The organism is Weissella confusa, assembly GCF_004766315.1.
Lineage (GTDB): Bacteria > Bacillota > Bacilli > Lactobacillales > Lactobacillaceae > Weissella > Weissella confusa_A.
This window is the reverse complement of sequence record NZ_PVSN01000044.1, coordinates 14,963-40,367: the sequence shown is the minus strand read 5'-3', so window position 1 is coordinate 40,367 and position 25,405 is coordinate 14,963. Positions and strand designations below refer to the sequence as shown.

Below are 25,405 nucleotides of genomic sequence, written 5' to 3'. Positions count from 1 at the left end.
ATGCAAATTAAGCATGGCGATTTGTCATACTTCATGTCAATGTTTGGTTTTGGTCAAACGGGACGAATCGTTAATATGGCTTACGGCCCCGTATTTGCGTACTTAGCGGGAGCGATGTTACTGATTGTTGGCAATTGGTTTAAATGGCAATTTGTAACGAATGTCGTCATTGCATTTGCATCATTAACGGTTAGTTATTTTTCGTTGAAAGCAACGTCAGTAAGTAAGCTTTGGTCCGTTGTTGGCGCTATCTTAATCTATACATTGATGCCTGCACTTAGTTGGTGGCATGATCAAGCGTTTATGGGTGTGGGAGTAATTCTTCTCCCGATTGCGGTGTCACTTGGCATTCGTATGCTGCAGTCTGAAGCGCCCGGTATTAAGCCAATTGCAACAGGAGTTTTGGTCGCAATTGGCATTCAAATCCATATGTTGTCAACCTTGTTTGTGGTGTTGATTTTGGCATTTTATGCTTTGCCAGCTTTTATAAAGACAACGAAGAAGTGGCTGTTTCTAAGAAATGGTGTGCTGTCAATTATTATCGCCTTAATTGGGTCGGCTAATGTTTGGTGGCCGTTGCTCAGCGTGTCTGCACATAATCATTTGTTGCGTCCGTTTATTGAAGGAAACGCCGGTAGTGACATCACATCATTGGCCGTGACTGTTGATGGCAGTCGTAATATGTCAGTCGTGCTGGCAATCATTTTTGTGTCTAGTTTGGCGCTACTACTTCGAAAGGTGATGTGCAAAACTGGACCGGATTTTGTAACGACATGGACGTTGGTTGCGGGAGTTGGCTTGATGTTAATGTCTTTCCAAATCTTGCCATGGCAGATAATTTTAAGTAATCCGCATAACCCAATTTCGTTATTCCAATTTCCAATGAGGTTTGCGATGCCAGCAACAGTTCTGTTAATTTTCGGTATTGCACGTGTGACACAACGTATTACTTTGGTGAACGTAGACCTTGTTCGGTTTGTTGGTATCGTCGTTTCGCTATTTATGGTGTTTAACGTTTATGGTTACGCTGCACAGACAGCGCGAAATGCCAAGGATAAGGATTTGTTTGTGACGCAACCATACGCGACGCCAGCGTTTGTGACACCGGATTTAACCTTAGATAAGCTGGCTAATGACGAACACACGAGCGATTTATCGCTATTAGTGGCAGATGCAACACAAAATTATCCAGACTATCTGCCTATAAGTAAGCAGAGTCAACAAAACTTAAGTGCGAATGATTGGTTCCATGTAAATGGCTATGAAGTCCAGTACCTAGACACTTATGTGACAAACCAAGCTTTGCATAATTTAACGAAGCAAGTTGACGGACAAAAGCTTATCTTGGAGTGGCGAGGCGATAAGTCAAGCACGGTTATCTTGCCGGTTGTCAAATATGCAGAGTCTCAGATTGTTGTGAATGGTAAGACACTTGCTGATAAGGCGCGTGTGACGAAACTAGGTGCGCCGATTATTCAACAACAGTCCGGTAATAATCGAGCCGTAATTACTTTTAAGGCGCCAAAAAGCGTCATTGTTGCTTACGTCGTGACGGTTATCTTTTGGATAGGATTGTTAACTTATATACTGGTAATTAAGGTCCGTAAAACAAAAGCATTATAGGGTTTAATTACCACCGTATTTAATGGTATTATTAAACACGGTGGTTTTTTAGACCCTTAACGAGTTTTAGTCCTCGTTACCTGAAAAGATATTGAACGAAAAACAAAAAGAAGAGATTGCTTGAATTCACTGTAATTCAAATAGGAGGAACTTAACATGTCAGTTAGTGCTGTCGTCGTTACATATAATCGTTTACCAATGTTGAAGGAAGTTATTGCTGCTTTGCAAGCTTCTGAAACACCTGTTGATCACATCATCATCGTTGATAACAAGTCAAACGAAGACACAAAGGAATACTTGACGAGCTTGGGTGACCAAATTGAATACGTCCGCTTGGAAGAAAACCTTGGTGGAGCTGGTGGATTCAACCGCGGTGTTCGTTACTTTATGGAGAACACGACTGATGATTACGTTTGGTTGATGGATGATGACACTGTGCCACACGCTGACACGTTGACTGAGTTGACGGCATACGCTGCTGAAAACCCTAAGTTTGGCTTCTTGTCATCAGACGTTCGTTGGACTGATGGGCACCGTGCTTTGATGAACCAACCAGCACCAATGAACCGTTTGCGTGTTATCCCTGAGGATGCAACGGAACCAGAACAATTGCGTAACGCAACGTTCGTGTCATTGTTGATGAGCCGTGAAGTGGTCGACAAGATTGGTTTGCCAATCACTGACTTCTTCATCTGGGGTGATGATATTGAGTACACGGAACGCGCTGGTCGTGTTTACCCTGGCTACTTTGTGCCAAAGGCTAAGGTAACGCACAAGATGGCTACGAACGTTGGTTCAAACATCTTGAACGATACGAAGGATCGTACGCCACGTTACTACTACTCATACCGTAACAAGGTTTACTATGGTCGTAAGCGTGACTTTGTGGGACACATGAAGTCAAACGCACGTATTACGATGGAATGGATTAAGTTGGCTGTCACACCTGGTGTTGAAGACCGTTCAGCTAAGCTAAAGATTTTGGCAAAGGGTGTTAAGGATGGTCGTAAGTTCAACCCAGTAGTTGAGCACGCGACGAACGCCAAGGAGGCCTAAGCTGCCAATGAAACGTCGGTATTATTTTATGGATGTGCTGAACATCATCGCCACGCTGGCTGTGATTTTTCTGCACACCTCTGAATTTGCTTTTAATTATGAGCCAACACTTCGCTGGGGTGTTGCGGTTGTCATTCAAATCGCATTCATTTGGGCCGTACCGATTTTCTTTATGATTTCAGGCGCTAATTTGCTGAATTATCGAGAGCGATATGACACAAAGACGTTCTTTAAAAAGCGTTTAGGGAAGGTACTTGTACCTTTCTTGGCTTGGTCATTGATTTGGTATATCTTTAATCATTTCTACTTTTTGAATCATGATTGGGGTATCCGCAACTTCTTTGATTTGTTGATGCATGGTCAAATCCAAGCAGTGTTCTGGTTCTTTTACTTTATTATTCCGTTCTATTTTGCGGTGCCGTTTTTGTCATTGATTACGACCCGCGAAAACAAGAAAACAGTGTTGTACGTAATCGCTTGGTTTATCTTGGGCGTTGGAATTGTGGGTTACACGCATTCGTTGCGTGCAACGCCACTTGATTCATTCTTCTCAAACATGCCATTGATTATGTCGACAGGAATTGGCTTCTTCTTTGCCGGCTGGTATTTGCAACAATTCCCACCAGCAAAGTTACAGAAGAAGTGGTATGCACTCGGTAGTGTACTGGCATTTTTGTTCATGCTAGGTCTTACGGTGTACATGTTACATCAAGCTGGTAAGACAATTAACGCTGTATACAGTATCTTCAGTATCGGTGGCTTCTTCTTGCCACTGGGTATCTGGGTATATGTCCGTGATGCGTTAGAAAACTGGGAACCATCACCAAAGATGGCAACTTGGTTAAAGCGTCTTTCAGGTGCTTCACTAGGTGTCTACGTGATCCACGAGTTTATTATTTACATCGCGGAAAACACATACCACCTACAAGCAGGTTCATGGTGGCACATTATTGTGTTCCCATGGTTTGTCTGGGTGTTGTCAATTGCCATTACGTTGGCGTTGCAAAAGATTCCAGTGATTAACCGCTTGATGCCTTAAAATTTTCACATATTAACTGATAATTTTTAATACTCGGTGCGTATTCTGATACGTATCGAGTATTTTTTTAATTTTCAGGGAGTAGAACATGCGTAAAAAGATGTACAAGGTCGGTAAGCACTGGGTTGCTGCGGCTGTTGCAATTGTCGGTATTGGAATGGCTGGTGGGTCAGCTGTATCCGCTGATGAGGTTAAGAGTGAAACGGCTTCAGCTTTGGCGGTTGAAGTTCGAGATGAAGGCGATAACGAGACGAATCAACCAGAGGTGGACACGCCAACAGTGCCGGAGAACGTTGAGACGGTGACGCCAGAAGTGCCACTAGATCCAACGATGCCATCAAATCCAGACACATTAACACCAACAGTGCCTTTGGATCCAACGATGCCATCTGATCCGGAAACGCCAACTCCAACGATGCCTCTAGATCCAACAATGCCCGCTGACCCGGAGACTGAAACACCAACTGTACCAACTACGATTCCAGATGGTAAAAATGAAGCTGATGGCTTGTACTATCAAGATGGTAAGGTTTTGACTGGAATCGCCAAAGCTGACGGTAAGATGTACAAAGATGGATTACCATACACTGGAACAATCAACGATGTGTACTACGTGAATGGTGAAAAGTTTAATGGTACAAAGGATGACGTTCTGTACGAGAACGGTCAGCCGGTTGATGGTGACCGTAAGGGCGTTTTGTATGAAAAGGTAAGCCGGTCAACGGCGACCGAAAGGGTGTTTTGTACGAAAACGGTAAGAAGGTTACCGGTGTTCGTAACGGCATCTACTACGTGAACGGTGTGAAGTTTAACGGAACTAAGGATGGCGCTTTGTACGTCAATGGTGTGAAGTTCAACGGCACAAAGAACGGTGCCTTGTACGTGAACGGTGTAAAGTTCAACGGTACGAAGGACGGCGTGTTGTACGTTAACGGCGCCAAGTTCAACGGTACGAAGAACGGTAAGATTTACAAGAACGGTGTTTTGCTAACAGGAAAGCACTCTGATGGTAAGTTCTACCAAAACGGTGTTGTGTTGACGGGTTACAACGGCAACACGTACTACGTAAAGGGTGCTGCAGCTAATGGTTACATGGCTGACAACACGAAGACGAAGTACTTGTTCAAGAACGGCGTAAAGCAAGCTGGTCGTCAAAAGATTGATGGCACTTACTACTTCTTCGATTTCAACACGAAGCAAATGGTTAAGCACAACTATGTCCAAGCTCAAGACGGTAACTGGTACATGTTTGGTGAAGACGGTAAGATTGTGTCTGACGTTTACCAATGGGCTGGTACGTATTACTACTTCGACCACAACACATTTAAGAAGCACACCAACTCATATGATTTGGCACGCTGGGGTGACTGGTACATGTTTGGTGCCGACGGCCGCATCTTGACTGACGTGGTGAAGTGGGCTGGGTCATACTATTACTTCGACCACAACACATACACAAAGCACACGAACTCATACGACTTGTCACGTTGGGGTGATTGGTACATGTTTGATGGATCAGGTCGTGTGATTTCAGGTTACGAGTACTGGTATGGTCAGTTGTACTACTTCCACGCTGGTACGTACACGAAGGCAGTTAACCAACACGTTCATGAAAACGGCCACCGTTACTGGGCGAATGGCTCAGGACACGTGACGGTTGATTGGACAATTGATAACGCGATTAACATTGGCTCAACGTTGGTTGGTCATTCACCATATGTTTGGGGTGGTGGTCGTAACGGCTGGTCAATTGCACGCCGTGAGTTTGACTGCTCATCATTCGTGCACTGGTCATACGCTAATGCTGGTTTGACGTTGGAGCCAGTTAGCTACACAACGACGTACTCACAAGTAAACCGTGGCCGTGGTGTTAACTGGGGCAGCTTGCGTCGTGGTGACTTGATCTTCTTCGGTGGCTTGGGTCACGTGGGGCTATACCTTGGTGGTGGTTACTTCTTGCACGATTCACCAAACTCACCAACTGGTGGGGTTGGCGTGTCACACTTTAATGACATCGTGAACAAGAATGATGCCCGTTACTCATGGGCGTCAATCGCTGACACATGGGCAACGCGCCGTGTGCAAGGCTAAGCTGACATCTGAATAGCATACTCAAAACACTTCTTCCGTGCTAAACTGGAAGAAGTGTTTTTTAATTATGTAAATTAGGTGAATAACATGCAAATTGTTAAAAATTATTTGTACAACGTGGGTTACCAGTTGCTGACGGTGATTGCGCCGTTGCTAACGATGACCTACTTGGCGCACGTTTTGGGTACGCAAGGTGTTGGTATCCAAGCGTGGACAAATTCCGTTGTAACGTACTTCTTGTTGCTAGCGACACTGGGAATTACCTTGTACGGACAACGTGAAATTGCTTATGTTCGTGATGATGTTGCTGAGCGAGACAAGCGTTTCTGGGAAATCCAAATCCTACATATCATTGTGGGAGTCATCGCGTTGATCATTTACTTCGTGTTCATCTTTGGTATGTCACAAGTGATGACAAATGAGTTCCACAAGTATTACCCACAACTGATTCTACAAGGATGGGTGATTGTCTCAGGCATTTTGGATATTTCTTGGTACTTCATGGGACTTGAGGACTTTAAGAAGACGGTTGTCCGTAATTCTTTGGTTAAGATTGCCATGGTGGTTTTGATTTTCGTTTTGGTTAAGTCAAGTCACGATGTTAACAAGTACATCTTGCTACTGGCATTGACTCAAGTGATTGGAAATATCACGATGTGGTTCTACTTGCCAGGTAAGGTGAAGATGCCAAAGTGGTCTGACATGCAAATCATGCGTCACTTGGGACCGACGGTAGCGATGTTCATTCCGACGATTGCCACGCAAATCTACTTGCAATTGAACAAGACAATGTTGCCAATGTTGGCGCACGGTTCGGCGGACTTGTCAGGTTTCTATGACAACGCTGATAAGATTGTGAAGGTGTCATTGGCCTTGGTTACGGCCGTGGGAACGGTGATGTTGCCACGTGTCGCGAACCAATTTGCGAATGGGGATCACAAGGGTGTTAACAAGGCTATCTACAGTTCAATGGACTTTGTGACGGCCTTGGCGGTACCGTTGATGTTCGGTATGGCTGCTGTGTCACAAAAGTTGATTTTGTGGTTCTTGGGTGAACCGTTTGCGCCAACTGGTGTCACGATTGCGTTCTTGTCACCAATCATTCTGTTCATTGCTTGGAGTAATGTTATCGGCACGCAATATTTGATGCCGGTTAACCGTGTGCGTGATTACACGGTGTCGGTGACATTGGGTGCGGTCGTCAACATTGTGTTGAACTTCGGCTTCATTCCACTATGGGGCTTGTATGGTGCGGCTTATGCAACGGCTTTGTCAGAGTTGATCGTGACAATTTACCAAATTTGGGTTGTGCGCAAAGATTTGGACATGCAACAATTTTTCGGTGGTGTTTGGAAGTACTTTATCGCCGGTGCCGTCATGTTCGTTGTAGTCTGGCCAATCCAATTGGTGATGCCAGCAACTGCATTGTGGTCAATGATTGAAATTGCCATTGGTGGCATTATCTACATGGTTTTGAGTGTTGCGTTGAAGACGAATTTCGCTGGAATCATTATTGATTTCGTGAAGGGAAAGCTACACCGCGCGTAACAGCAATGTCATAAAAAGAGATTATGTTTCAGGCATGTTAGCGTTTTGCTAACATGCCTTTTCATTTTATTTTCGTTTTGTAAGCAACTTAAAATATTCACATATTGATAGAAAATTGGTTAAAACCGCCCCGTATTCTGGTACATATCGAATTTTTAGGGAGGTATTTTCTAGTCATGGGAGATGCACGCAAACAGCTATTGATGGCTGTTTTGGTATTGAGTGCTGGTGGCGCGTTGCTGACAACGCCCCAACCAGTGTCTGCTGACACGATTTTGCACACAACGGAATCACTAGCAACCACCCAATCGATTGAGGGGATTGCAGCCGTAACCCCTTCAGCTGGGGTGGCACCAGTGATTACGGATACATCAGATACAAAGACGAAATTTGCTAACCATAACTTGTGGGCCTTGGGAGACTCACTTGCGGTTGGGTACAACGGGGCTGACGATTCTGATTCTTGGTCAGAAAACTTGCACTACAACATGAAGTACCAGACGTTGCACAATGAGCATGCGCACTCTGGTTCTCAAATTGCAGGTCCAAAGCCTTCTGGTGAGCCAATTCACTTTTCAAAGACGGTTTCTGATGTCATTGGCAATGCTGCCTTCACGTCAGATAAGCAACCGGTGGTGATGATTGAGTTGGGTGTTAACGATTTGAACTACAGCTCGAACAATTTGAAGTACGTGCAAGAACGTTTGTCACAAAACATTCGCACTTTGCGTCAAGCAAACCCAAATGTCGTAATCTACGGTATTTTGCCATTTGCGAATTACTTGGGTGGTGACTTCAACACAATTCACGGTGGTGGTTACAGCTTTAACCAATTGACGGATGCGTTGACAGAAGTTTATGCCAGCTTCAAGATTCCAGTTCTGGATTGGGTTAATTACGATATTGATCGTTCACCTAATTCATTGGGTGATAAGACAGTCCATCCAACTGGTGAAACATACGCCCACATGTCAGAAATTGTTGCTGATTTCATGGACAAGAACGCAAATGTTTTGACGCCAGGGACGGAGAAGGATACGGGTAAGTATTTCTACTCAAACGGTTGGCACTGGAATGACAAGGGTGAAGCACAATATGGTCTTGGTAAGGGATCAAACGGTGTGACGCAACTTGCTGCTGGCGCACAAAAGATTGCGGGTACTTACTACTGGTTCGACCCTAAGTCAGGGGCGATGGCAACGCATGCTGGTGAAGTATCAAACGCGGGCAAGAGCTACTACACTGGTGCTGATGGTAAGTTGATTCAAGGGTTAATCATGGTTAACGGGCAGGTCAACTACTACGGTAACAATGGGACGTACTACAAGCGTCAAAATGATCAAACGGGTTACTTGCAACCATTGAACGGGGGTTGGTACTGGTTTGAAAAGGGACAATTGTACACGGGCTTCCGTAGCTACATGGGGGCTTATTACTTCTTCATCAATGGTATTCGCCAAGAAAATCGTTGGGTTTCAGAATGGGGTAACAAGTACTACGTTGGTGCTGACGGTCGTTCAGTGCAAGGTTCAGCCGTCTTCATCGATGGTGTGCCATACGACTTCGGAACAAACGGCACGTTCCACCTTCGCGGTGCAGCGTCTGGTTACCTAAACAGCCCAAGTGGTTGGCGCTGGTACGAAAACGGTAAGCTTTACACGGGATTCCGCAACTACATGGGTGCCTTCTACTACTTCAACAAGGGTGTTCGTCAAGAGAACAAGTGGGTCTCAGAATGGGGTAACACTTACTACGTTGGTGGTGATGGTCGCTCAGTACAAGGTCATGCTTACATGATTAACGGCGTTGCCTACGACTTCGGTAACAACGGCACGTTCCACAAGCGCGGTCGTACATCTGGTTATGTATACGATGGCTCAAAGAAGAATGGTGGTTACCGTTGGTATGAAGATGGTAAGCTATTTACCGGCTTCCGTTACTACATGGGAACGTACTACTGGTTTGTTGACGGGGTTCGTCAAAACCAAGGTTGGCGTACGGCTTGGGGATACAAGTACTGGACTGACAAGGAAGGACGCGCGGTACAAGGTTGGCAAACAATCAATGGGACGCGTTACTACTTTGGTGAAGACGGAACTTACTTCCTACGTTAATGGTTAATTTGAAAGGAGTGATGAGTGGTTCTCGTCGCTCCTTTTTTGATTAGACATTTACTGTGTAATCACGATATGATAGAAATACCGATTATATTTGAGTAGGGCTTATGAGGATGGTTGAGATAAAATGAAAAAAACGATATCGTATGTCGTCATCGGCGTAGTATTAGCCGTGATTGTCGGGGTGGTTGTGAAGCCAATGTTTGATCCGTTGATGTGGTTGAACGTGGATATGTTTTACCACCTAGCACGTGTGCATCAGTTGGATTATTGGTTCAATGGGTAAGGACTATTTCCACAGAATTTTAATAGCTTTGGCGGTATTGGGATTGCCGTGAACATGTTTTACCCTTGGCAAGTGTTGGGGTATTTGCTGCACTGACGTCAGGTGTCAGTGGTATCTTGTCACAATTGCAATGGATCTTAGCCTTGATGACATTTGCGACAAGCGTTTTGGCGTTCGTTGCTGCCAAGTGGGCTGGGTTGAAGAAACAGCCAGCGTTGCTATTTGCGTTGCTGTACACGTTCCAAGTGCACGTGGCGTTGGAAATGCTAACCAGTGGATCCTTCTCAACGGCTGCTGGGACGATGTTTATTCCATTTGCGTTCTTTGGATTATACCGTGTGTTAGCGAAGCAAGACTTTAGTTGGTCACCAGTTTTGATGATGGCGGTTGGTGGCGTCGGTATGGCGTATGCGCACTTGATGACATTCTTGATTGTGCATCTCATCATGATTATCGCGTTCGTTGTAGTGTTGATTATTTCACCACAACGCCGGCACGTTTTTATGGCCGGTCTCCGCTATGCAGTCTTGCTAGTGCCGGGTGCGTTGGCGGTGCTTGGTCCGATTGTGTATCTGCAAATGTCGAACGTCTTGAAAGCACCAGCTAGTTCTATTTTGGCGCAACGCACGTACAACATCTCTGATTTTGTGTTAAAGCAGCCAGGCTTTGAATCGGGATTGATGTTAGCGCCATTGCTATTGTTGCTATTTTTGTTCCGTCGTTTCTACCAAGATAAGTTAGCTTATGTGCTGGTTGTCGTCGGCGTGGGGATGTTCTTGATGTCAACGAACATCTTCCCGTGGAACGTTTTGCAAAATACACCGATTGCAGTTATTCAGCTGCCAGCGCGTTTGCTGTTGCCATCATTGGCTTTGATTGAAATAATTGTCTTTATGAATGAAATTGAAGACAAAGTTTCAACGGGGATTATCCTTGTTTTGACGGCATTAGCTGTGTTTAATGGGGCGATGGCGGTCGATAATTTTGCAAAGGGCACAAAGCACTTGTCTGAGCTGACAACGGCACAAATTGACCAATTCGGTACAGGTTTGAGTGATGGCTATGGCGTACCAGAAACAGCTGCGATTACCGAGGCTAATACCCGGGAGGAGCGTTTCTGGTTAATGATGAATTATTCGGACTATATGCCAAAGGCAGCTTTGACAAATAAAGCCGATAACTTGTCATTTATCGGCAATGATCAAAACGGTTTACGTTTGTTGGCACATGACTTGCAAGCTGCATCTGGCGCGGTGATTAAGCCAACTAAGGTTAACATAACGCCACAAACGATGACGTTGACGGTGCCGGCAGTAACTGAAACCGGGCATGTTAAGTTGCCGGTGCTAGGTTATAACAAGTTGCCACTTGTGATTAAGGTCGATGGCAAGTTGGTGCCAAGCCGAATCGTTGCTGGCCAATGGGCGATTAATGCGAAGCTATTGCAAGGCAAGACGCACACGGTCACGATTTCACAGCAGACACCAATCTGGCTTGTAATTATGAGTGCCATTTCATTGGCTTGGCCAGTGGTAATTATTGCGATGATTATTTTTCGAAAAGTTAAAAAATAAAGACAAATAAAACGCGTGTTTGCCCATATGACGGGGCTGACACGCGTTTTCTTACGATTTGGTAACGAAAAATACTTACTATTGCAAAGGGCTTGACGAATGTGTTCTATTTGGTAGTCTAAAAGTAAGCAAAACGGGGAGGCCATTACGAAATGGGAAAAGTAGGTAAGCAACTTTTAATTGCGGGAGTTGTATTGGGCACAAGTTCAATGATGACGTTAATGAGTAGTAACGTCTCAGCGGACACGGTGGTACCAGCGCAAGAAAGTTTAGCAACGACGCAATCACTTGAAGGTGTTAAGCCAACGGCAGCGAATGCTGATCAAAAGGCGCCTGAAAAGGATACATCAGATACTAAGCAAGCATTTGCTGACCGTAATTTGTGGACATTGGGCGATTCACTATCAGTCGGTTATAACGGTAGCACGGTGGTTGATTCTTGGTCAGTTAATTTGCACAAGAACATGGACTTTAAAACGTTGTATAACAACCACGCACACTCAGGTTCACAAATTTCAGGGACAACACAATCAAATGATCCAATTCACTTCACACGAACTGTTTCAGAAGTGACGGCCGACCCAAACTTTAAGAACGAAACAAATCCAGTTGTCGTGATTGAACTTGGGGTTAACGATTTAAATTACAGTGCTAACAACTTGGGCTTCGTGCAACAACGCTTGGTTGATAACATCCGTGCGTTGCGCGCAGCTAACCCAAACATTGTGATTTATGGTGTCTTGCCATTTGCAGATTATCTAAACGGTGATTTTGATACGAAGCACAGTGGTGGATACAGCCACAATGACATGGTTAAGGCATTGACCGACGTTTACACTGGTTTTGGGATTCCGGTGTTGAACTGGGATAACTACAAGATTGATCGTTCACCAGCCGCATTGGGTGATAAGACGGTTCACCCAACTGCCGAAACATACCAAAAGATGTCAGCGATTGTCGCCCAATTCTTGGAAGACCACGCTAATGTTTTGACGGATGGTTCTGAGCACGACACGACGGCAAATTATGAAGCAACCCACGTCGGTTGGCAGTATCTTGATAATGGGGATGCACAATACGTGACGAAGGGTGCCGATGGTAAGTTGGCTTTGGCGTCAGGTATCACCAAGATTAACGGTGTGGCTTATTGGTTCGATCCAGAAACACACAACTTGGTTAAGCAAGCTGGTGAAGTCACGCAAGACGGCAAGACTTACTACGTTGGTAAGGATGGCCGTTTGCAACAAAACTATGTTATCGTTGATGGCCAAGTTAACTTCTATGGTGATAACAACACATACTACAAGCGTTACAGTGACAAGTCAGGTTACCTCCAAATGGGTGATGGCACCTGGAAGTGGATTGAAAACGGACAACCATACACTGGGTTCCGCAGCTATTACGGCGCGTACTACTACTTTGTAAATGGTGAGCGTCAAGAAAATCAATGGGTCTCACAGTGGGGTAAGACTTACTACGTCGGTGCTGATGGCCGTTCTGTTCAAGGAAAGGCCTACAAGATTAACGGCGTTGCTTATGATTTCGGCACAGACAACACGTTCTACCTTCGCGGTGGTGAGTCCGGTTATCTAAATACGTCAGATGGTTGGCGTTGGCTAGAGAACGGTCAATTGTACACCGGCTTCCGTATGTACTACGGTGCGTACTACTACTTCATTAACGGTGTTCGTCAAGAAAACAAGTGGGTTAAGGAGTGGGGGAACACCTACTACGTTGGCGCTGACGGTCGCTCAGTCCAAGGAGACGCCTACATTATTGACGGTGTTGCCTACAACTTTGGTACGAATGGTACGTTTAACCTCCGTGGTACAGCGAGCGGTTACTTGTACGACGGCTCAAAGTACAACGGTGGCTACCGCTGGTACGAAGATGGTAACCTATACACTGGCTTCCGTTACTACACAGGCACATACTACTGGTTCGTTGACGGTGTTCGTCAAAATGCCGGTTGGCGTGAAGCTTGGGGTAACAAGTACTACACAGATGCCAGTGGCCGTGCTGTGCAAGGATGGCAAACGATTAACGGTCAACGTTACTTCTTCGGTAACGACGGTACGTACTACTTGCGCAATGCAGATGGCTCAAAGTTTACCGGTGACCTTAGTGACTACAACAGCAATACAAACAGCACCAAGAGTGGCTACTTGTATGACGGATCACAATACAACGGTGGTTACCGTTGGTATGAGAACGGCCAATTGTACACAGGATTCCGCTTCTACATGGGCACGTACTACTGGTTTGTAGATGGTGTTCGTCAAAATGAAGGCTGGCGTGAAGCCTGGGGGTACAAGTACTACACAGACCAAAATGGTCGTGCTGTCCAAGGTTGGCAAACGATTGATGGACAACGTTACTTCTTCGGAAATGACGGCACGTATTACTTGCGATAGTAAATATATTGATAAAGCAGTAACTTTTGCGGAGTTACTGCTTTTTTGTTACAAAAAAGAAATGAATGATAACAAATTGCGACATAATCACTAACGGACTGTTATTTTCGATAGGTAAAATTTTTAAAGACTAAAGATTTAAATTTGTGTTTAAAAATAGAGACCGAAAAACGGGAGAAATGAAAAGTGGTTAGTAAACGAGTAAAGTTATCATTAACAGCGATGGCAGCGACAGCGGGGTTGGTTGCTTTGAACAGTAATATGTTTGAAACGACAGCTTCAGCTGATACACTTGAGTCAATTCAATCACAACAAAAGACGGGTTACTTGAACGATGGTACAGGTTGGTACTGGTTCGAGGGTGGTCAAAAGTACACGGGATTCCGTAACTACATGGGTGCGTACTACTACTTTGTAAATGGTGTGCGTCAAGAAAACAGCTGGGAAACTGAATGGGGTCTAACGTATTACGTTGGTAACGACGGCCGTTCAGTGCAAGGACACTACTCAATCGGCGGTGTTGCCTACAACTTCGGTGATAACGGCACATTCTACATGCGTGGTCGCTCAAATGGTTATGTGTTTGATCAAACTGCTGGCCAATGGTTGTGGATGGAAAACGGTTCACGTTTCACAGGGTTCCGCTTCTACATGGGTGCCTACTACTGGTTCCAAAACGGTGTGCGTCAAGATAACCAATGGGAATATGCTTGGGGTAACACATACTGGGTTGGTGGCGACGGTCGTGCTGCCCAAGGTTTGGTGAACATCGGTGGTAAGCAATACTACTTCGGTAACGATGGTACGTTCAACATGCGTAAGAACACGCAATTCTCTTTGAACGGTTCAACGTACTCAGCTGATGGCAATGGTGTTGTAACGCGTACGGGTTCTGCTTCAGTGCAAGACCAAATGAATAACTTCGCCCAATCATGGTATTGTTGGGATCACAACCAACAATACTACTTGAACTTGTTGATTAGTTACGAATCAGGTTGGAATCAATACGCGCAAAACGGTCAATACTTCGGCTTCTTCCAAACGACAGGTATCACTGATACGTCTGTTGAAGGACAAGCACGTGTTGGATTGGCTTACATTGCTAACCGCTACGGTAACCCACAAAATGCGTGGGGACATATCCGCTCATATGGTTGGTACTAATTTTTAAAAACAACACTGGCGGGGATTTTTGCAGGAATTCCCGCTATTATTTTATAGAGAAAATGGTGATTAGATTTGTTGACGAAGATTAATCAAATAGCGCTCAAACCAGGGGTGGTGAAGGCACTTATTATTACAGCAGTCAGCCTATTGCTTGGGTTGGCGACAACTTTTGCGTTTCAGGTGGCGGCCGTCAACCAAGGTTGGGGAATGGCCGGCCAAACAGGTGACGGTGCGAAGGCTGCTCGTGGCATTGTTTGGTGGATTCTGGGCCACCGCGGCATTCTTTATTTGAGTGCCTTGTGGTTGGCTGGCTTCTTTGCGGTGTTACTGACGCTGTTTAATCGTTGGTGTACGGCGATTTTGATTTATGTGGGATTGTCGGTTAGTTTGACACTAGCGTTGTACCAAAAAATGATGCTTCGTAATGAGGCGATTTTGCCGAGCGACGTTTCTGAACTTGCCTCAGCGCACTCATTGTTGAAGATGTTGGATGATGGCACATTGCATGCGATTATTATCGCAGTAGCTGGCTTTGCCTTGGTCTTTGTTTTGTTGATTATGAGTGATTGGCTTATCCATCGTGGTGCCTGGCGCAATCAGCCAAATAAGCCGTTTGCAAAACGTTTCCGCGCAGTGTTAAACGTGATTGTGGCACCGGTGTATGATCGTCGCTGGCCCCGCGTGGCAACGGTTGTTGTAATGGCGATCTTGATGAGCTTACCAGTGGTGATGCCAACGAAGATGCTGGACACTGTTTATGGCGCGCTGGATAATCAACCTCAAGATTTTGCCAGTTCAGCTGACGCAGCGATGAACGGGCCAATGCTTGTGTTCTTAAAGAATGCGAACGTGAATACGGTCCATATGGATGAACCAGCCGGTTATTCGGAAGCCAAGATGGCCGAAATTGAAAAGAAGTATACGACCGTTGCTAAGGACATCAATGCAACGCGTCAAAATTCATCATTCAAGGGTCAAACGGTGATTTATCTATTGAGTGAATCATTGATGAATCCTGAACGAATTCCTTCTATTACAACGAACCAACCGGTGGTGCCAAACTTGAAGGAAATCATGTCACAAACAACCAGTGGTTTAATGGTTTCGTCTGGGTTTGGTGGTGGTACGGCCAATATGGAGTACATGTCATTGACAGGTATGCCTGTGGCTGGGTACAACAAGAAGATTGATACGCCATACACGCAGATGATTTCACACGTTAAGGCAGCGCCATCAATCTTGAGCTACTTTGATTCAACAGCTTCAACTCACCCGTTTAACGGTACATTCTATAACCGTAAGGGAGCCTACAAGAAGTTGGGGATGCAAGCGTTCTACAACACGGATAGTGATTCATCAGGCGGATTGCCATTTGGTCACCACTTGCCAGGTGGCGGTTACATTAGTGATGAAGCAGCGTTCCTTGATCTGGAATACTACATCAAGAAGGCTGATGATCAGGACAGTCAATTTGTCCAACTATTGACGATGCAAAATCACTTGCCATATCCTGAGAATTCTTTGGAATTGTCTGACGAGGATAAGATTACGGCGGATGTGCCGGACAAGGACGCCAAGGGGCAAGTCGAAATGTATTTGGAAGGCATTCACCAAACCGACAAGCAGTTACCACTTTTGCTTGAGAAGTTGAATGAGACGTCTCGTCCGATTACGTTGTTGTTCTATGGTGATCACTGGCCTAGTATTTTCACGTTTGTGAACCAACAAAAGAATCCGGTATTGTCACACACGGCTGAGTACTTCATTTGGTAAAATGATGCTGCTAAGGAAAAGAATGGGACGGGTGACGTCTCACGACCTTATGCATCACCGAGTGATTTTTCAAGCATGATGCTACAAATGAGCAACATGAAGGTGACACCATACTTTGCGTTGCAAACTGAAATTGCTGACAAGGTACCGGCAGTCGCTAACTTCAAGCGTTTGAATGATGGTAAGTTGGCCTTCGCCGACGCTGAAGGTAAAGAAATTTCAGAGTCGAAGTTGAGCAAGAAGCAACGCGATTTGTTGGCTGACTTGTGCTATGTGCAATATGACTTGTCACAAGGTGATGGTTACCTCACGACAAGCGACTTTTTCAAGTAAGCAAAATTGATAATGAGCAATGTACAGCTGATGCATATTGCTTTTTTATTTGGCGCGATTTGTACCGTCAGACGGGCAAAGTCAGGTGGGCAGCTAGGGTGATTTCTGGTATGCTTTTAGGTAGGACTTTTAGGATGGCATATAGATGATAAATAAGATAAAAGAGTATTGGCCAATCGTGGCTGGGGGATTAGCTCTGTTGGCAACAACGGTTGTTTTTCCGGCTGGTTATGCGACGACGCAAATTGGTCAACGATTTGATGAGCCAAACGGCATGGGACTGTTTAATTTCCTAATGGTGTTTGGCGCGTTTGTTTTACAGAAAAAATTTGCAACACGCGACCTGAACCGTTGGCAATTAGGCGGGACTTGGTTAGCAGGTGTGTTTGTTGCTGCGATTGTAGTGGTGACCAAAGCGTTGGTGGCCGATGAAACCCAAGTGAAAATGATGGGGGCGGGTTATCTGATTGGTACACCGGCCAACATGCTAATTACGTTATTGGCGATTGTTGGATACACATTGCTGTTTGTGGCTTTCTTCCGTGGATTAGCGGGGTTACTAGCCAAAATCAATTTGCCGGCAAAGCGAGTGGCTTACTGGCCAATCTTGCTTGCGATGGTTGTATTTTGGTTGCTATGGACGGTGCCGTATTTCCCAGGTGTCGTCACGTGGGATGGCTTCCGTCAGTTGCTTGAAGTGCAACATCAACGCATTCCGGCTTTGGATTTCACGTATTACCCAACGAACCATCATCCTTGGTTCTCGACGTTGATTTTTGGTGGACTCTTTAGCTTGGGGCGAACGGTGTTTGGTGATGCAAATGGCGGTGTCATGATGATTGTCATTGCACAAATGATCATCGGAGCACCAATTTATGCGTTAGCGACAAAGTACGCCTTTGATCGTGGTGGTCGTATCTTAGGCTGGTCAACGTTTGCGTTCTTTGCGGGTCCCATCATTGCGATGAACCAACAAGTGGTTGATAAGGGAACCTTTTACTTTACGTGGGTGATTGCGTTCTTCTTGGTGTTGTTATTGATTACCGAGAAAATCGGCCAACGCACGATGCCGGCTTGGTGGTTGTTCGTGGCGTATGCGGTTGCTGGTTTCTTGTTGGGCATGTTCCGCAAAGATGGTAGTTACGTCGTCATTTTAGCTAGTTTGATTTTATTGGTTTTGAGCTTTATCAAGTTCCGTCGAGGGTTAGTGCCAGTGGCGGTTGCGACGGTGGTTATTCTTGGTGGCAATGCCATTTGGAATAATGTCGCGATTCCGGCAATGCACGTTCAACCGGGTTCGGCGGGTGAAGCACTAACGATTCCGATGCGCCAGATGGCATACGTTGTGTTGACGGATGAGGCGTCAATTTCAAAGTCTGATTTGAAGAAAATCGACAAAATTATGCCAATTAAGCATTTGAAAGACCGCTATGATATTAATCAAGGTGATAATTTGAAGTCGACGTTCCCAGTGAATTCATTCTTACGCGGATCAGCAGAAATTGAATTCGTGAAGGAAGGTGTTTATAAGAAGGCACCGACCCCTAAGATTGAAAAGGAAATTTCAGACTTCATGGGTGTGTGGCGCAAGATGTTGTTGCAACACCCGATTACGTTTGTGGAAGTGTACTTGCAGGCAAGTAGTCGCTATCTCAATCCGTTTGAAGAAACGGATGATAAGTCAGATGGCTTGATGCTTGGTTGGGGCTACATGGATGACGCCTACATGATGCATCCTGATTGGTACAAAGATTATCACATGTACTTGTCCGAGAAGGACCGTGAAAACGACAATGCAGCGATGTGGATTTACATGCGTTTCCCATTGGTTGAAATGTTCATTCACACGGCAATGCCATTCTTGATGTTGATTTTTGGTGTCGTGGCCATGCGGTTATACAAGTCAAAGACGACCTGGTTGATTTTGTTGCCAGGATTAGCCTTGTTTATGACCGCTAAGTTGGCGCCGGTCAACGGTAATATGCGGTATGCAATGCCTGGATTGTTGATTATTCCGTTGTACATGAGTTTTATTATTTACTACAAGCATCAACGAGATGCAGCAAAGTGAAAGAAGTGAGATTGTGATTGCATACATCAAGAGAGGGGCAGCTTACGCACAATGGCTTGTGATGTTGGTTGCACTGGAGATTATTTACCCGAGTGTGGTTAATGATAGGGAACTGCACCTGAGATTTGCAGTTGATAACGTGAAGATGATGGCCAGTTTGGCAATTGTTGCGTTAGTATTTGTGGTTTATCGCAAAGCGAAGCACCAAACACTTCGCTTCCCATGGTTAACTTGGGTATTGGCATTTGGCTTGTCTTTGTTGGTGAACATTCCAGCGGCGTTGGTTTCAAACGAAGCGCAAGCCAAGATGACCGGCGCGGCGTACCTAGACGGTTCGAGTTCGTTCGGTCAAGTCGCAGTTACACTGATTGCGATTGCTGGTTACACGTTGCTGTTTGCGCGTGCGTTTCAAGGTTTGGCCTACGTATTGCACTTTAAAGAAGGCGAGACCCGCGTCAATTACTGGTTGGTGCTTGTGACGTTACTAGTGTTTTGGGCGTTTTGGGTTCATTTCTACGTGCCAGGTGTCATCACTTGGGATGGGTTCCGTCAATTTATGGAATACCAACATCAAACACTCAAGGCGTATAACTGGACGTACGTGCCAACTAATCACCACCCTTGGCTAGCCACGCTAATTGTTGGCTTCTTGTTTGACTTGGGTCGTAGTTGGTTTGGATCGGTTAACAATGCTGTCTTGTTTGTGGTGGTTGTTCAAATTTTGATTAATGCGCCAATTTTTGCGGCCGTGGCAACGTACGCATTCAAGCGTGGTGGTAAAGTGCTTGGTTGGCTCGTTTACGGTTTCTTTGCCGGACCAGTTGTTGGTTTGACAATGGTAATGATTGATAAGACAGTGCTTTACTACGGCTTCGGCCTTGGATTCTTCTTGATGTACGCATTGGTCGCTGAAACAGTCTTCAAGCATGGCTTTGCTAAGGTCGCCTGGTGGCATTATGTGTTGTACGCGGTGTTTGGGTTGATGATGTCGCTCTATCGTAAAGATGGTGCGTACGTAGTGGATTTGGCTAGCGTCTTGTTGATTGTGTTTGCGGCTATCAAGAATCGTAAGGCTTTGTTGCCAGTTGTGGTTAGTTTCGTTGCTATCTTCGGCTTAACATTTGCTTGGAACAATATGTATCTGCCTGCGAAGGGTGTGATTCCTGGTTCGTCAGGTGAGGCCTTAACGATTCCACTTCGACAAGTGGCGCAACAAGTCATTGTGAACAAGAAGGACTTTACCAAGGCGGACTTGGCTAAGGTTAATAAAGTTATGCCGTTGGCAACGATTGAAAAGTACTACAACGTGCAACAAGCCGATAACTTGAAGACGACTTTCCCAGTGGATACGTTCATTCGTGATCGTGATGATTTGAAGAAAATTCAAAGCGGTAAGTTGTCGATGAAGAATACAGCTAAGACGAAGCGTGAAATCAGTGATTTTATGTCAGTTTGGAAGAAGATGCTCCTTAAGCACCCAATTCAATACATCGAGATGTATATCCAAGCTAATAGTTTGTACTTTAACTTGTTCCAAAACCACCCAGATGGTGGGGATGGTTTGATTTTGGGATGGGGTTACATGGATCCGATTGATTATTTGCACCCTGATTGGTATGACGACTACACGTTTATGACGACAAAGGCGCAACGTGATTTTGGTTATGGCGCTTATACAATTTATGCTAACTTCCCAATGGTTAAGTTGGTGACGCACACAGCATTCGCGCTTTGGGCCTTGTTGATTTTGTTGGCTTTGGTCATTGTTCGCGGTGGTGGCAGTCGCTGGTTGTTGATTCTGCCTGCCTTGGCGATGTTAGGGACGGCGACGTTATCACCGGTTAACGGCTACTATCGTTATGCATTCCTAGCGTTGTATGCGTTGCCAATTTTGATTGCTTTCTACAAGCCGGTGTTCATAAAAAAGGCAAAATGAGGTAATCTAACTGTTATTGTGAAAAAAATCTAAATCAGGTATGATTATTGTTATTGATAAATGTAATAAAAGGTAGACACAAGATATGGATAAGTTAGCGGTATTGATTCCTGCGTACAATGAATCACAAACAATTGCAAAGGTTGTCACAGATGTAAAAGCAGCGACTGCGAATATTCCGGGGACTGTCGTCTATGTGTATGATAACAACTCAAAGGACAACACGGTCGAGTTGGCTGAACAAGCCGGGGCTGTTGTCCGCCGCGAATATGCGCAAGGTAAGGGTGCAGTAATTCGTCGTATGTTCCGTGAAATCGAGGCGGAAGCTTACATTATGATTGACGCCGATGATACGTATCCGGTTGAGGCGATGCCAGAAATGTTTGAACGCGTAACGAAGCGCGGGGTCGACATGGTGGTTGGTGATCGTTTGTCTTCAACATACTTTGAAGAAAACAAGCGTCCATTCCACAACGTTGGAAACAGTTCTGTCCGTATGTTGATTAACACATTGTTTAAGACGGACATCAAGGACATTTTGACGGGTTACCGTGCCTTCAGTTTCCGCTTTGTGAAGACGTTCCCGGTTTTGTCACGTGGATTCGAAATTGAGACAGAAATGTCAATTCACGCAACAGAAAAGAAGATGTTGGTTGAAAACCAAGTTATTGAATACCGTGACCGTCCAGAAGGTTCAGAATCTAAGTTGGACACTGTTGGTGATGGTATTCGTGTCTTGAAGGCAGTTGCTAACTTGTACCGCATTTACCACCCAATGGCATTCTTTGGTTGGATTGCTGGTATTTTGGCAGTGATTAGTTTGGCCTTCTTTGTTGGTCGCGTTTGGTTGCCATTCGCAGCCACAGGCTTAGTTTTGAACATGCCAACGTTGGTTGTTTCAATGATTGTTTTGTTGATTGCCATCTTGGCCTTGTTTGCTGGAACGTTGTTGAACGCAATCCAAGCAAACGAGAAGCGTAACTTTGAATTAGCATTGATTCGAACGGAAGAACGCTTTAACGATCTTAAATAATTGAAATTTAGGCATCTCATATTTGTGAGATGCCTATTTTTTATGCCATTTGTTAATAGAAGTTTGTTATTATTAGAAAAAGATATTAGAGTGTAGGGAAGAGTTTCATATGCAATTATTAAAAGTTTATTTACGGGAAACGGGGATGCGACTACCAACGGAATTGGTACCGCTCTTCTTCTTGACCTACATCGCCCATATTTTAAGGCAACATGCTTTTGGTATTCAGGTTTGGACATATGCGCTGGTAATGTTGACGATTGGTATCTTTTCAACCGGTATTCGTCTTTATGCGCAGACTGAATTGAATAAGATGCCACCTGATAAAAAAGGAAATTCGCATTTCTTTTGGGGCGTTTGGTCCATTCAGTTGGTCATCTTCATCATACTAGCGTTACTGACCTATGGTTTTGTACAACTGTTTGCCCTGCCATATGAAGGGGCAATCAGGTTGCAGTTGTTATTCTACGTTGGTGCAATGTTAGACATTTCATGGCTATTTAATGGGATTAATAAAACGCGCATTGTGGTGCGTCGCGATGCGATTATTCAGATGGCTCGTTTTGTGCCGTTGATCATCTTCGTTAAAAGTCCAGATGACTTATCAGCGTTCATCCTGCTATTGGCCATTACAACGATTGCCGGAAATGTGGTGATGTGGTTTAAATTGCCACAGACCCTAGTACGTGTCGATGTGGCTCGTATTCCAATTCGACGCCATATGCGTTTGATGGCCACGTTCTTCTTGGCGGCAATTTTGCCACAGCTGGCGTTGTACTTGAATAAAGTGTTGCTGTTTTGGCACGATGGCGTTGACGAGGTTGCTTCGTACTACAGTGCCGAACTGGTGGTGAAAGTCGGGATTGCACTGGTGCTTGGTATCGGGATTGCAATGATGGGCCGAGTGACTGAACAACGACAACAAGGGGATGCCTCTGGTGTACAACAATCATTTTATGATGCGGTTGAGAACAGCGCGGCTTTGGCGATTATTATTGCGGTCGGTGTGGCTGTGGTTGGATCGCAAACGGTTTATTGGTTCTTGGGCATCGCTTACGAACAAGTCGGAGCGATTTTGCACGTACTCGCCTTTGTGATTGTGGTGGCCTCATGGCGATACAGTCTGGCGTTGCAACAAATGGCAGCTGAACGTGGCTTCCGCAATTTGTCGATGCCGGTTCAAATTGCCACGGGCATCAATGTGGTATTGAGTTTGGTCTTAATTCCGTGGTTGGGTGTGATGGCCACTGCGTGGATTGCGTTGATTAGTGAAATCGTGGCGTTAGTTTTGCAATTAATCTCATTGCGCCATGTTATTCACTTGTGGCATTTGGTGGCAGTGATTTGGCGCTATATAGTGGCTGGTGTTGTCACGGCGGTCGTGTTGATTGCGATGGTGCATGCTGGTGTGCCAGCGTACCCAAAGTATTCAGCGCTGGAAGCAGCAGTTGGTTTGGTTGTTTATGCGTTGGTGGTCGTTTCGTTCGATACGCCAGTTGCTAAGGCGGCCAACCAAGTCTTGTTGTTCTCTGGTAAAAGAATGTTTGAATCAACGATTGAATTTATTCGCATTGTGCTAAGAATTAGGAAATAGAAACGTAAGCGTCGTAAGGGATTGTGACGCTTTTTAGCACTCTAAAATTTAGAGTGCTAAAATTGTTGACAAGGGTCTATGAGGCGTGTATTATAATAATCGTTAGCACGAAGTACTTGAGAGTGCTAAGAGAGGTGCAGCGTATGTTAACAGAACGGCAGCGGTTAATTTTGGCCGCAATAATTCAAGATTACGCAAAAACCGGTAAAGCTGTTGGATCAAAAACGTTGCTTGAAGAATTAGGGTTGGCAGTTAGTTCAGCCACGGTTCGTAATGAGATGGCCTCATTGGAAGAGCAAGGTTTGTTGCAAAAGGAACATACATCGTCGGGACGGGTACCTTCACAACGTGGTTATCGTTACTATGTAGATAAGATTATGCGTAGTGAACACATGACCCAGGTTGCTCAACAATCCCTTGAGCGTGTTTTCAATCGTAATTTTCAACAAATTGACGATTTGATGCAGACGATGGTGACTGAATTAGCAAATATAACAGGTTACACGGTGGTTGCATTGAAGCCGGAATCAGTTGACACGCGATTGTCTGGGTTCCGGCTGGTACCGGTCGACGGTCAACAAGTGATGGCAATTATCGTCACGAACGACGGCCAAGTTACAAGTCAGAGTTTTAGACTACCCGAGGGAATGGATGTACGTGGTCTGGATGACATGGTTCGCTACATTAATCAAACGTTGGTTAACCAACCGATTGTGGATGTGTTGCGAACATTGTCAGGAGATCTACCATTAAAGATGGAGCGAACAATTCGCACACCAGTTGCATTCTTGCAATTGTTCGGTGATGTTTTGGCTCGCTCGATTCGCGATAAAGTGTTTGTCGGTGGTCGACTGAATGTGTTGGACTACACGGATGACACGGAGCTGCAAGAAATCAAGCAATTATTGCAATTGCTTGATGCGCCAAGTGCGATGCGCCAGGTAATGGGGAACGCAAACGATGGGGTGTTAATTCAAATTGGGGATGAAAACGGGAACAGCTTGTTGTCACCATACAGTTTGATTTCAGCCACATATCGCGTGCCACAACATGGTGTCGGTGCGCTGGCAGTGCTTGGACCGACGGCAATGCGTTACGCGGATGTTGTTAATTTGGTAGATGCCTACCGCAGTACATTATCAACACAGTTATTAGAATATTATCGTTAGAAAAGAGGTGTTAGCATGGCAGAGGATAAGCAAACTCCTGAAGAAGAAGTTGTAGAAGAAACGGTTGAGACACCGGATGTTGACACCGACGCAACGGCGGATGTAGATCCAATCGTTGCGCTAGAAACGGAGATTGCAGAAGCGGAAGAAAAAATCGCTGAAGCAGAAGACAAGTACTTGCGTGCTCACGCAGAAATGCAAAACATGCAAACACGTTATGCAAAGGAACAAGCAACGGCAGTGAAGTATGCTAGCCAAAACTTGGCAAAGTCAGTTTTGCCAGCGCTTGATAATTTGGAACGTGCTTTGCAAGTTGAAGCGGATGATGCAGCGGCACAACAAATCAAGACGGGAGTCGAGATGGTATACAAGACGCTTGTATCTGCTTTGGAAGATAACGACATCAAGGCTGTTGGAGCCGAAGGTGAACCGTTTGACCCTAACTTCCACCAAGCAATTCAATCTGTACCGGCTGATGATGATCACCCGGCAGATACAATTGCTCAGGTTCTTCAAAAGGGTTATGTCTTGGCGGACCGTGTGATTCGTCCAGCAATGGTAGCTGTTTATAACTAAACAAC

General features: G+C 45.2%; 19 protein-coding genes. All 19 read left to right on the top strand.

Annotated features, from left to right (window positions below):
* The 19 genes from C6P11_RS06785 to grpE all read left to right on the top strand — a co-directional run bounded on the left by C6P11_RS06785 (position 1) and on the right by grpE (position 25,400).
* Positions 1 to 1,623, top strand: a complete 1,623-nt coding sequence (locus C6P11_RS06785; RefSeq protein WP_135519760.1) for a hypothetical protein — start codon at positions 1 to 3, stop codon at positions 1,621 to 1,623.
* Between the two features lie 156 nt (positions 1,624 to 1,779).
* Complete coding sequence (locus C6P11_RS06780) at positions 1,780 to 2,679, top strand: glycosyltransferase family 2 protein (protein ID WP_135519758.1); 900 nt, start codon at positions 1,780 to 1,782, stop codon at positions 2,677 to 2,679.
* A gap of 7 nt (positions 2,680 to 2,686) precedes the next feature.
* The gene (locus C6P11_RS06775) at positions 2,687 to 3,718 is read left to right on the top strand and encodes an acyltransferase (protein WP_135519756.1); all 1,032 of its coding nucleotides are present in this window, start codon (positions 2,687 to 2,689) and stop codon (positions 3,716 to 3,718) included.
* 88 nt (positions 3,719 to 3,806) lie between these two features.
* Positions 3,807 to 4,514 carry a KxYKxGKxW signal peptide domain-containing protein gene (locus C6P11_RS06770; RefSeq protein WP_135519754.1) on the top strand — a complete coding sequence of 236 codons (708 nt, stop codon included), beginning with the start codon at positions 3,807 to 3,809 and terminating at the stop codon, positions 4,512 to 4,514.
* Positions 4,460 to 5,809 carry an NlpC/P60 family protein gene (locus C6P11_RS06765; protein ID WP_135519752.1) on the top strand — a complete coding sequence of 450 codons (1,350 nt, stop codon included), beginning with the start codon at positions 4,460 to 4,462 and terminating at the stop codon, positions 5,807 to 5,809. The genes C6P11_RS06770 and C6P11_RS06765 overlap by 55 nt, the downstream gene beginning before the upstream one ends.
* 87 nt (positions 5,810 to 5,896) lie before the next feature.
* A complete protein-coding gene (locus C6P11_RS06760; RefSeq protein ID WP_135519750.1) occupies positions 5,897 to 7,357 on the top strand; it encodes a flippase in 1,461 nt (486 codons plus the stop codon).
* A gap of 176 nt (positions 7,358 to 7,533) precedes the next feature.
* Complete coding sequence (locus C6P11_RS06755; protein ID WP_135519748.1) at positions 7,534 to 9,471, top strand: SGNH/GDSL hydrolase family protein; 1,938 nt, start codon at positions 7,534 to 7,536, stop codon at positions 9,469 to 9,471.
* Positions 9,472 to 9,601: 130 nt separating this feature from the next.
* Positions 9,602 to 9,760: a hypothetical protein gene (locus C6P11_RS10990; RefSeq protein WP_167849547.1), complete on the top strand. Its 159-nt coding sequence runs from the start codon at positions 9,602 to 9,604 to the stop codon at positions 9,758 to 9,760.
* A 65-nt stretch (positions 9,761 to 9,825) separates the two neighbouring features.
* Positions 9,826 to 11,334, top strand: coding sequence for a hypothetical protein (locus C6P11_RS06750; RefSeq protein WP_135519746.1), 1,509 nt, complete (start codon positions 9,826 to 9,828; stop codon positions 11,332 to 11,334).
* 152 nt (positions 11,335 to 11,486) lie between these two features.
* Complete coding sequence (locus C6P11_RS06745) at positions 11,487 to 13,748, top strand: SGNH/GDSL hydrolase family protein (protein ID WP_135519744.1); 2,262 nt, start codon at positions 11,487 to 11,489, stop codon at positions 13,746 to 13,748.
* A gap of 186 nt (positions 13,749 to 13,934) precedes the next feature.
* Positions 13,935 to 14,912 (top strand): 1,4-beta-N-acetylmuramidase, encoded by a 978-nt coding sequence (locus C6P11_RS06740; protein WP_135519742.1) that lies wholly within the window; start codon positions 13,935 to 13,937, stop codon positions 14,910 to 14,912.
* 117 nt (positions 14,913 to 15,029) lie between these two features.
* A complete protein-coding gene (locus C6P11_RS06735) occupies positions 15,030 to 16,688 on the top strand; it encodes an LTA synthase family protein (protein ID WP_135519740.1) in 1,659 nt (552 codons plus the stop codon).
* Positions 16,689 to 16,763: 75 nt separating this feature from the next.
* Positions 16,764 to 17,021, top strand: coding sequence for a hypothetical protein (locus C6P11_RS06730; RefSeq protein WP_135519738.1), 258 nt, complete (start codon positions 16,764 to 16,766; stop codon positions 17,019 to 17,021).
* A 145-nt stretch (positions 17,022 to 17,166) separates the two neighbouring features.
* Positions 17,167 to 19,092: a DUF6020 family protein gene (locus tag C6P11_RS06725; RefSeq protein ID WP_135519736.1), complete on the top strand. Its 1,926-nt coding sequence runs from the start codon at positions 17,167 to 17,169 to the stop codon at positions 19,090 to 19,092.
* A complete protein-coding gene (locus C6P11_RS06720) occupies positions 19,079 to 21,028 on the top strand; it encodes a DUF6020 family protein (RefSeq protein ID WP_135519734.1) in 1,950 nt (649 codons plus the stop codon). Before C6P11_RS06725 ends, C6P11_RS06720 begins: the two co-directional genes overlap by 14 nt.
* An 85-nt stretch (positions 21,029 to 21,113) precedes the next feature.
* Positions 21,114 to 22,061 carry a glycosyltransferase family 2 protein gene (locus C6P11_RS06715; RefSeq protein WP_135519732.1) on the top strand — a complete coding sequence of 316 codons (948 nt, stop codon included), beginning with the start codon at positions 21,114 to 21,116 and terminating at the stop codon, positions 22,059 to 22,061.
* A 109-nt stretch (positions 22,062 to 22,170) separates the two neighbouring features.
* The gene (locus tag C6P11_RS06710) at positions 22,171 to 23,655 is read left to right on the top strand and encodes a polysaccharide biosynthesis C-terminal domain-containing protein (protein WP_135519730.1); all 1,485 of its coding nucleotides are present in this window, start codon (positions 22,171 to 22,173) and stop codon (positions 23,653 to 23,655) included.
* A gap of 143 nt (positions 23,656 to 23,798) precedes the next feature.
* Positions 23,799 to 24,824, top strand: a complete 1,026-nt coding sequence (hrcA, locus tag C6P11_RS06705) for a heat-inducible transcriptional repressor HrcA (RefSeq protein WP_112464122.1) — start codon at positions 23,799 to 23,801, stop codon at positions 24,822 to 24,824.
* A 15-nt stretch (positions 24,825 to 24,839) separates the two neighbouring features.
* Positions 24,840 to 25,400 (top strand): nucleotide exchange factor GrpE, encoded by a 561-nt coding sequence (gene grpE / locus C6P11_RS06700; RefSeq protein WP_135519728.1) that lies wholly within the window; start codon positions 24,840 to 24,842, stop codon positions 25,398 to 25,400.
* Positions 25,401 to 25,405: the final 5 nt, after the last annotated feature.

What these genes read in the sequence shown, in the direction of transcription:
- C6P11_RS06755 (WP_135519748.1), top strand. Translation starts at nt 7,534, where the DNA reads ATGGGAGATGCACGCAAACAGCTATTGATGGCTGTTTTGGTATTGAGT.
- C6P11_RS06775 (WP_135519756.1), top strand. Translation starts at nt 2,687, where the DNA reads ATGAAACGTCGGTATTATTTTATGGATGTGCTGAACATCATCGCCACG.
- C6P11_RS06710 (WP_135519730.1), top strand. Translation starts at nt 22,171, where the DNA reads ATGCAATTATTAAAAGTTTATTTACGGGAAACGGGGATGCGACTACCA.
- C6P11_RS06715 (WP_135519732.1), top strand. Translation starts at nt 21,114, where the DNA reads ATGGATAAGTTAGCGGTATTGATTCCTGCGTACAATGAATCACAAACA.
- C6P11_RS06730 (WP_135519738.1), top strand. Translation starts at nt 16,764, where the DNA reads ATGATGCTACAAATGAGCAACATGAAGGTGACACCATACTTTGCGTTG.
- C6P11_RS06780 (WP_135519758.1), top strand. Translation starts at nt 1,780, where the DNA reads ATGTCAGTTAGTGCTGTCGTCGTTACATATAATCGTTTACCAATGTTG.
- C6P11_RS10990 (WP_167849547.1), top strand. Translation starts at nt 9,602, where the DNA reads ATGAAAAAAACGATATCGTATGTCGTCATCGGCGTAGTATTAGCCGTG.
- C6P11_RS06720 (WP_135519734.1), top strand. Translation starts at nt 19,079, where the DNA reads ATGCAGCAAAGTGAAAGAAGTGAGATTGTGATTGCATACATCAAGAGA.
- C6P11_RS06770 (WP_135519754.1), top strand. Translation starts at nt 3,807, where the DNA reads ATGCGTAAAAAGATGTACAAGGTCGGTAAGCACTGGGTTGCTGCGGCT.
- C6P11_RS06745 (WP_135519744.1), top strand. Translation starts at nt 11,487, where the DNA reads ATGGGAAAAGTAGGTAAGCAACTTTTAATTGCGGGAGTTGTATTGGGC.
- C6P11_RS06760 (WP_135519750.1), top strand. Translation starts at nt 5,897, where the DNA reads ATGCAAATTGTTAAAAATTATTTGTACAACGTGGGTTACCAGTTGCTG.
- C6P11_RS06725 (WP_135519736.1), top strand. Translation starts at nt 17,167, where the DNA reads ATGATAAATAAGATAAAAGAGTATTGGCCAATCGTGGCTGGGGGATTA.
- C6P11_RS06785 (WP_135519760.1), top strand. Translation starts at nt 1, where the DNA reads ATGCAAATTAAGCATGGCGATTTGTCATACTTCATGTCAATGTTTGGT.
- hrcA (WP_112464122.1), top strand. Translation starts at nt 23,799, where the DNA reads ATGTTAACAGAACGGCAGCGGTTAATTTTGGCCGCAATAATTCAAGAT.
- grpE (WP_135519728.1), top strand. Translation starts at nt 24,840, where the DNA reads ATGGCAGAGGATAAGCAAACTCCTGAAGAAGAAGTTGTAGAAGAAACG.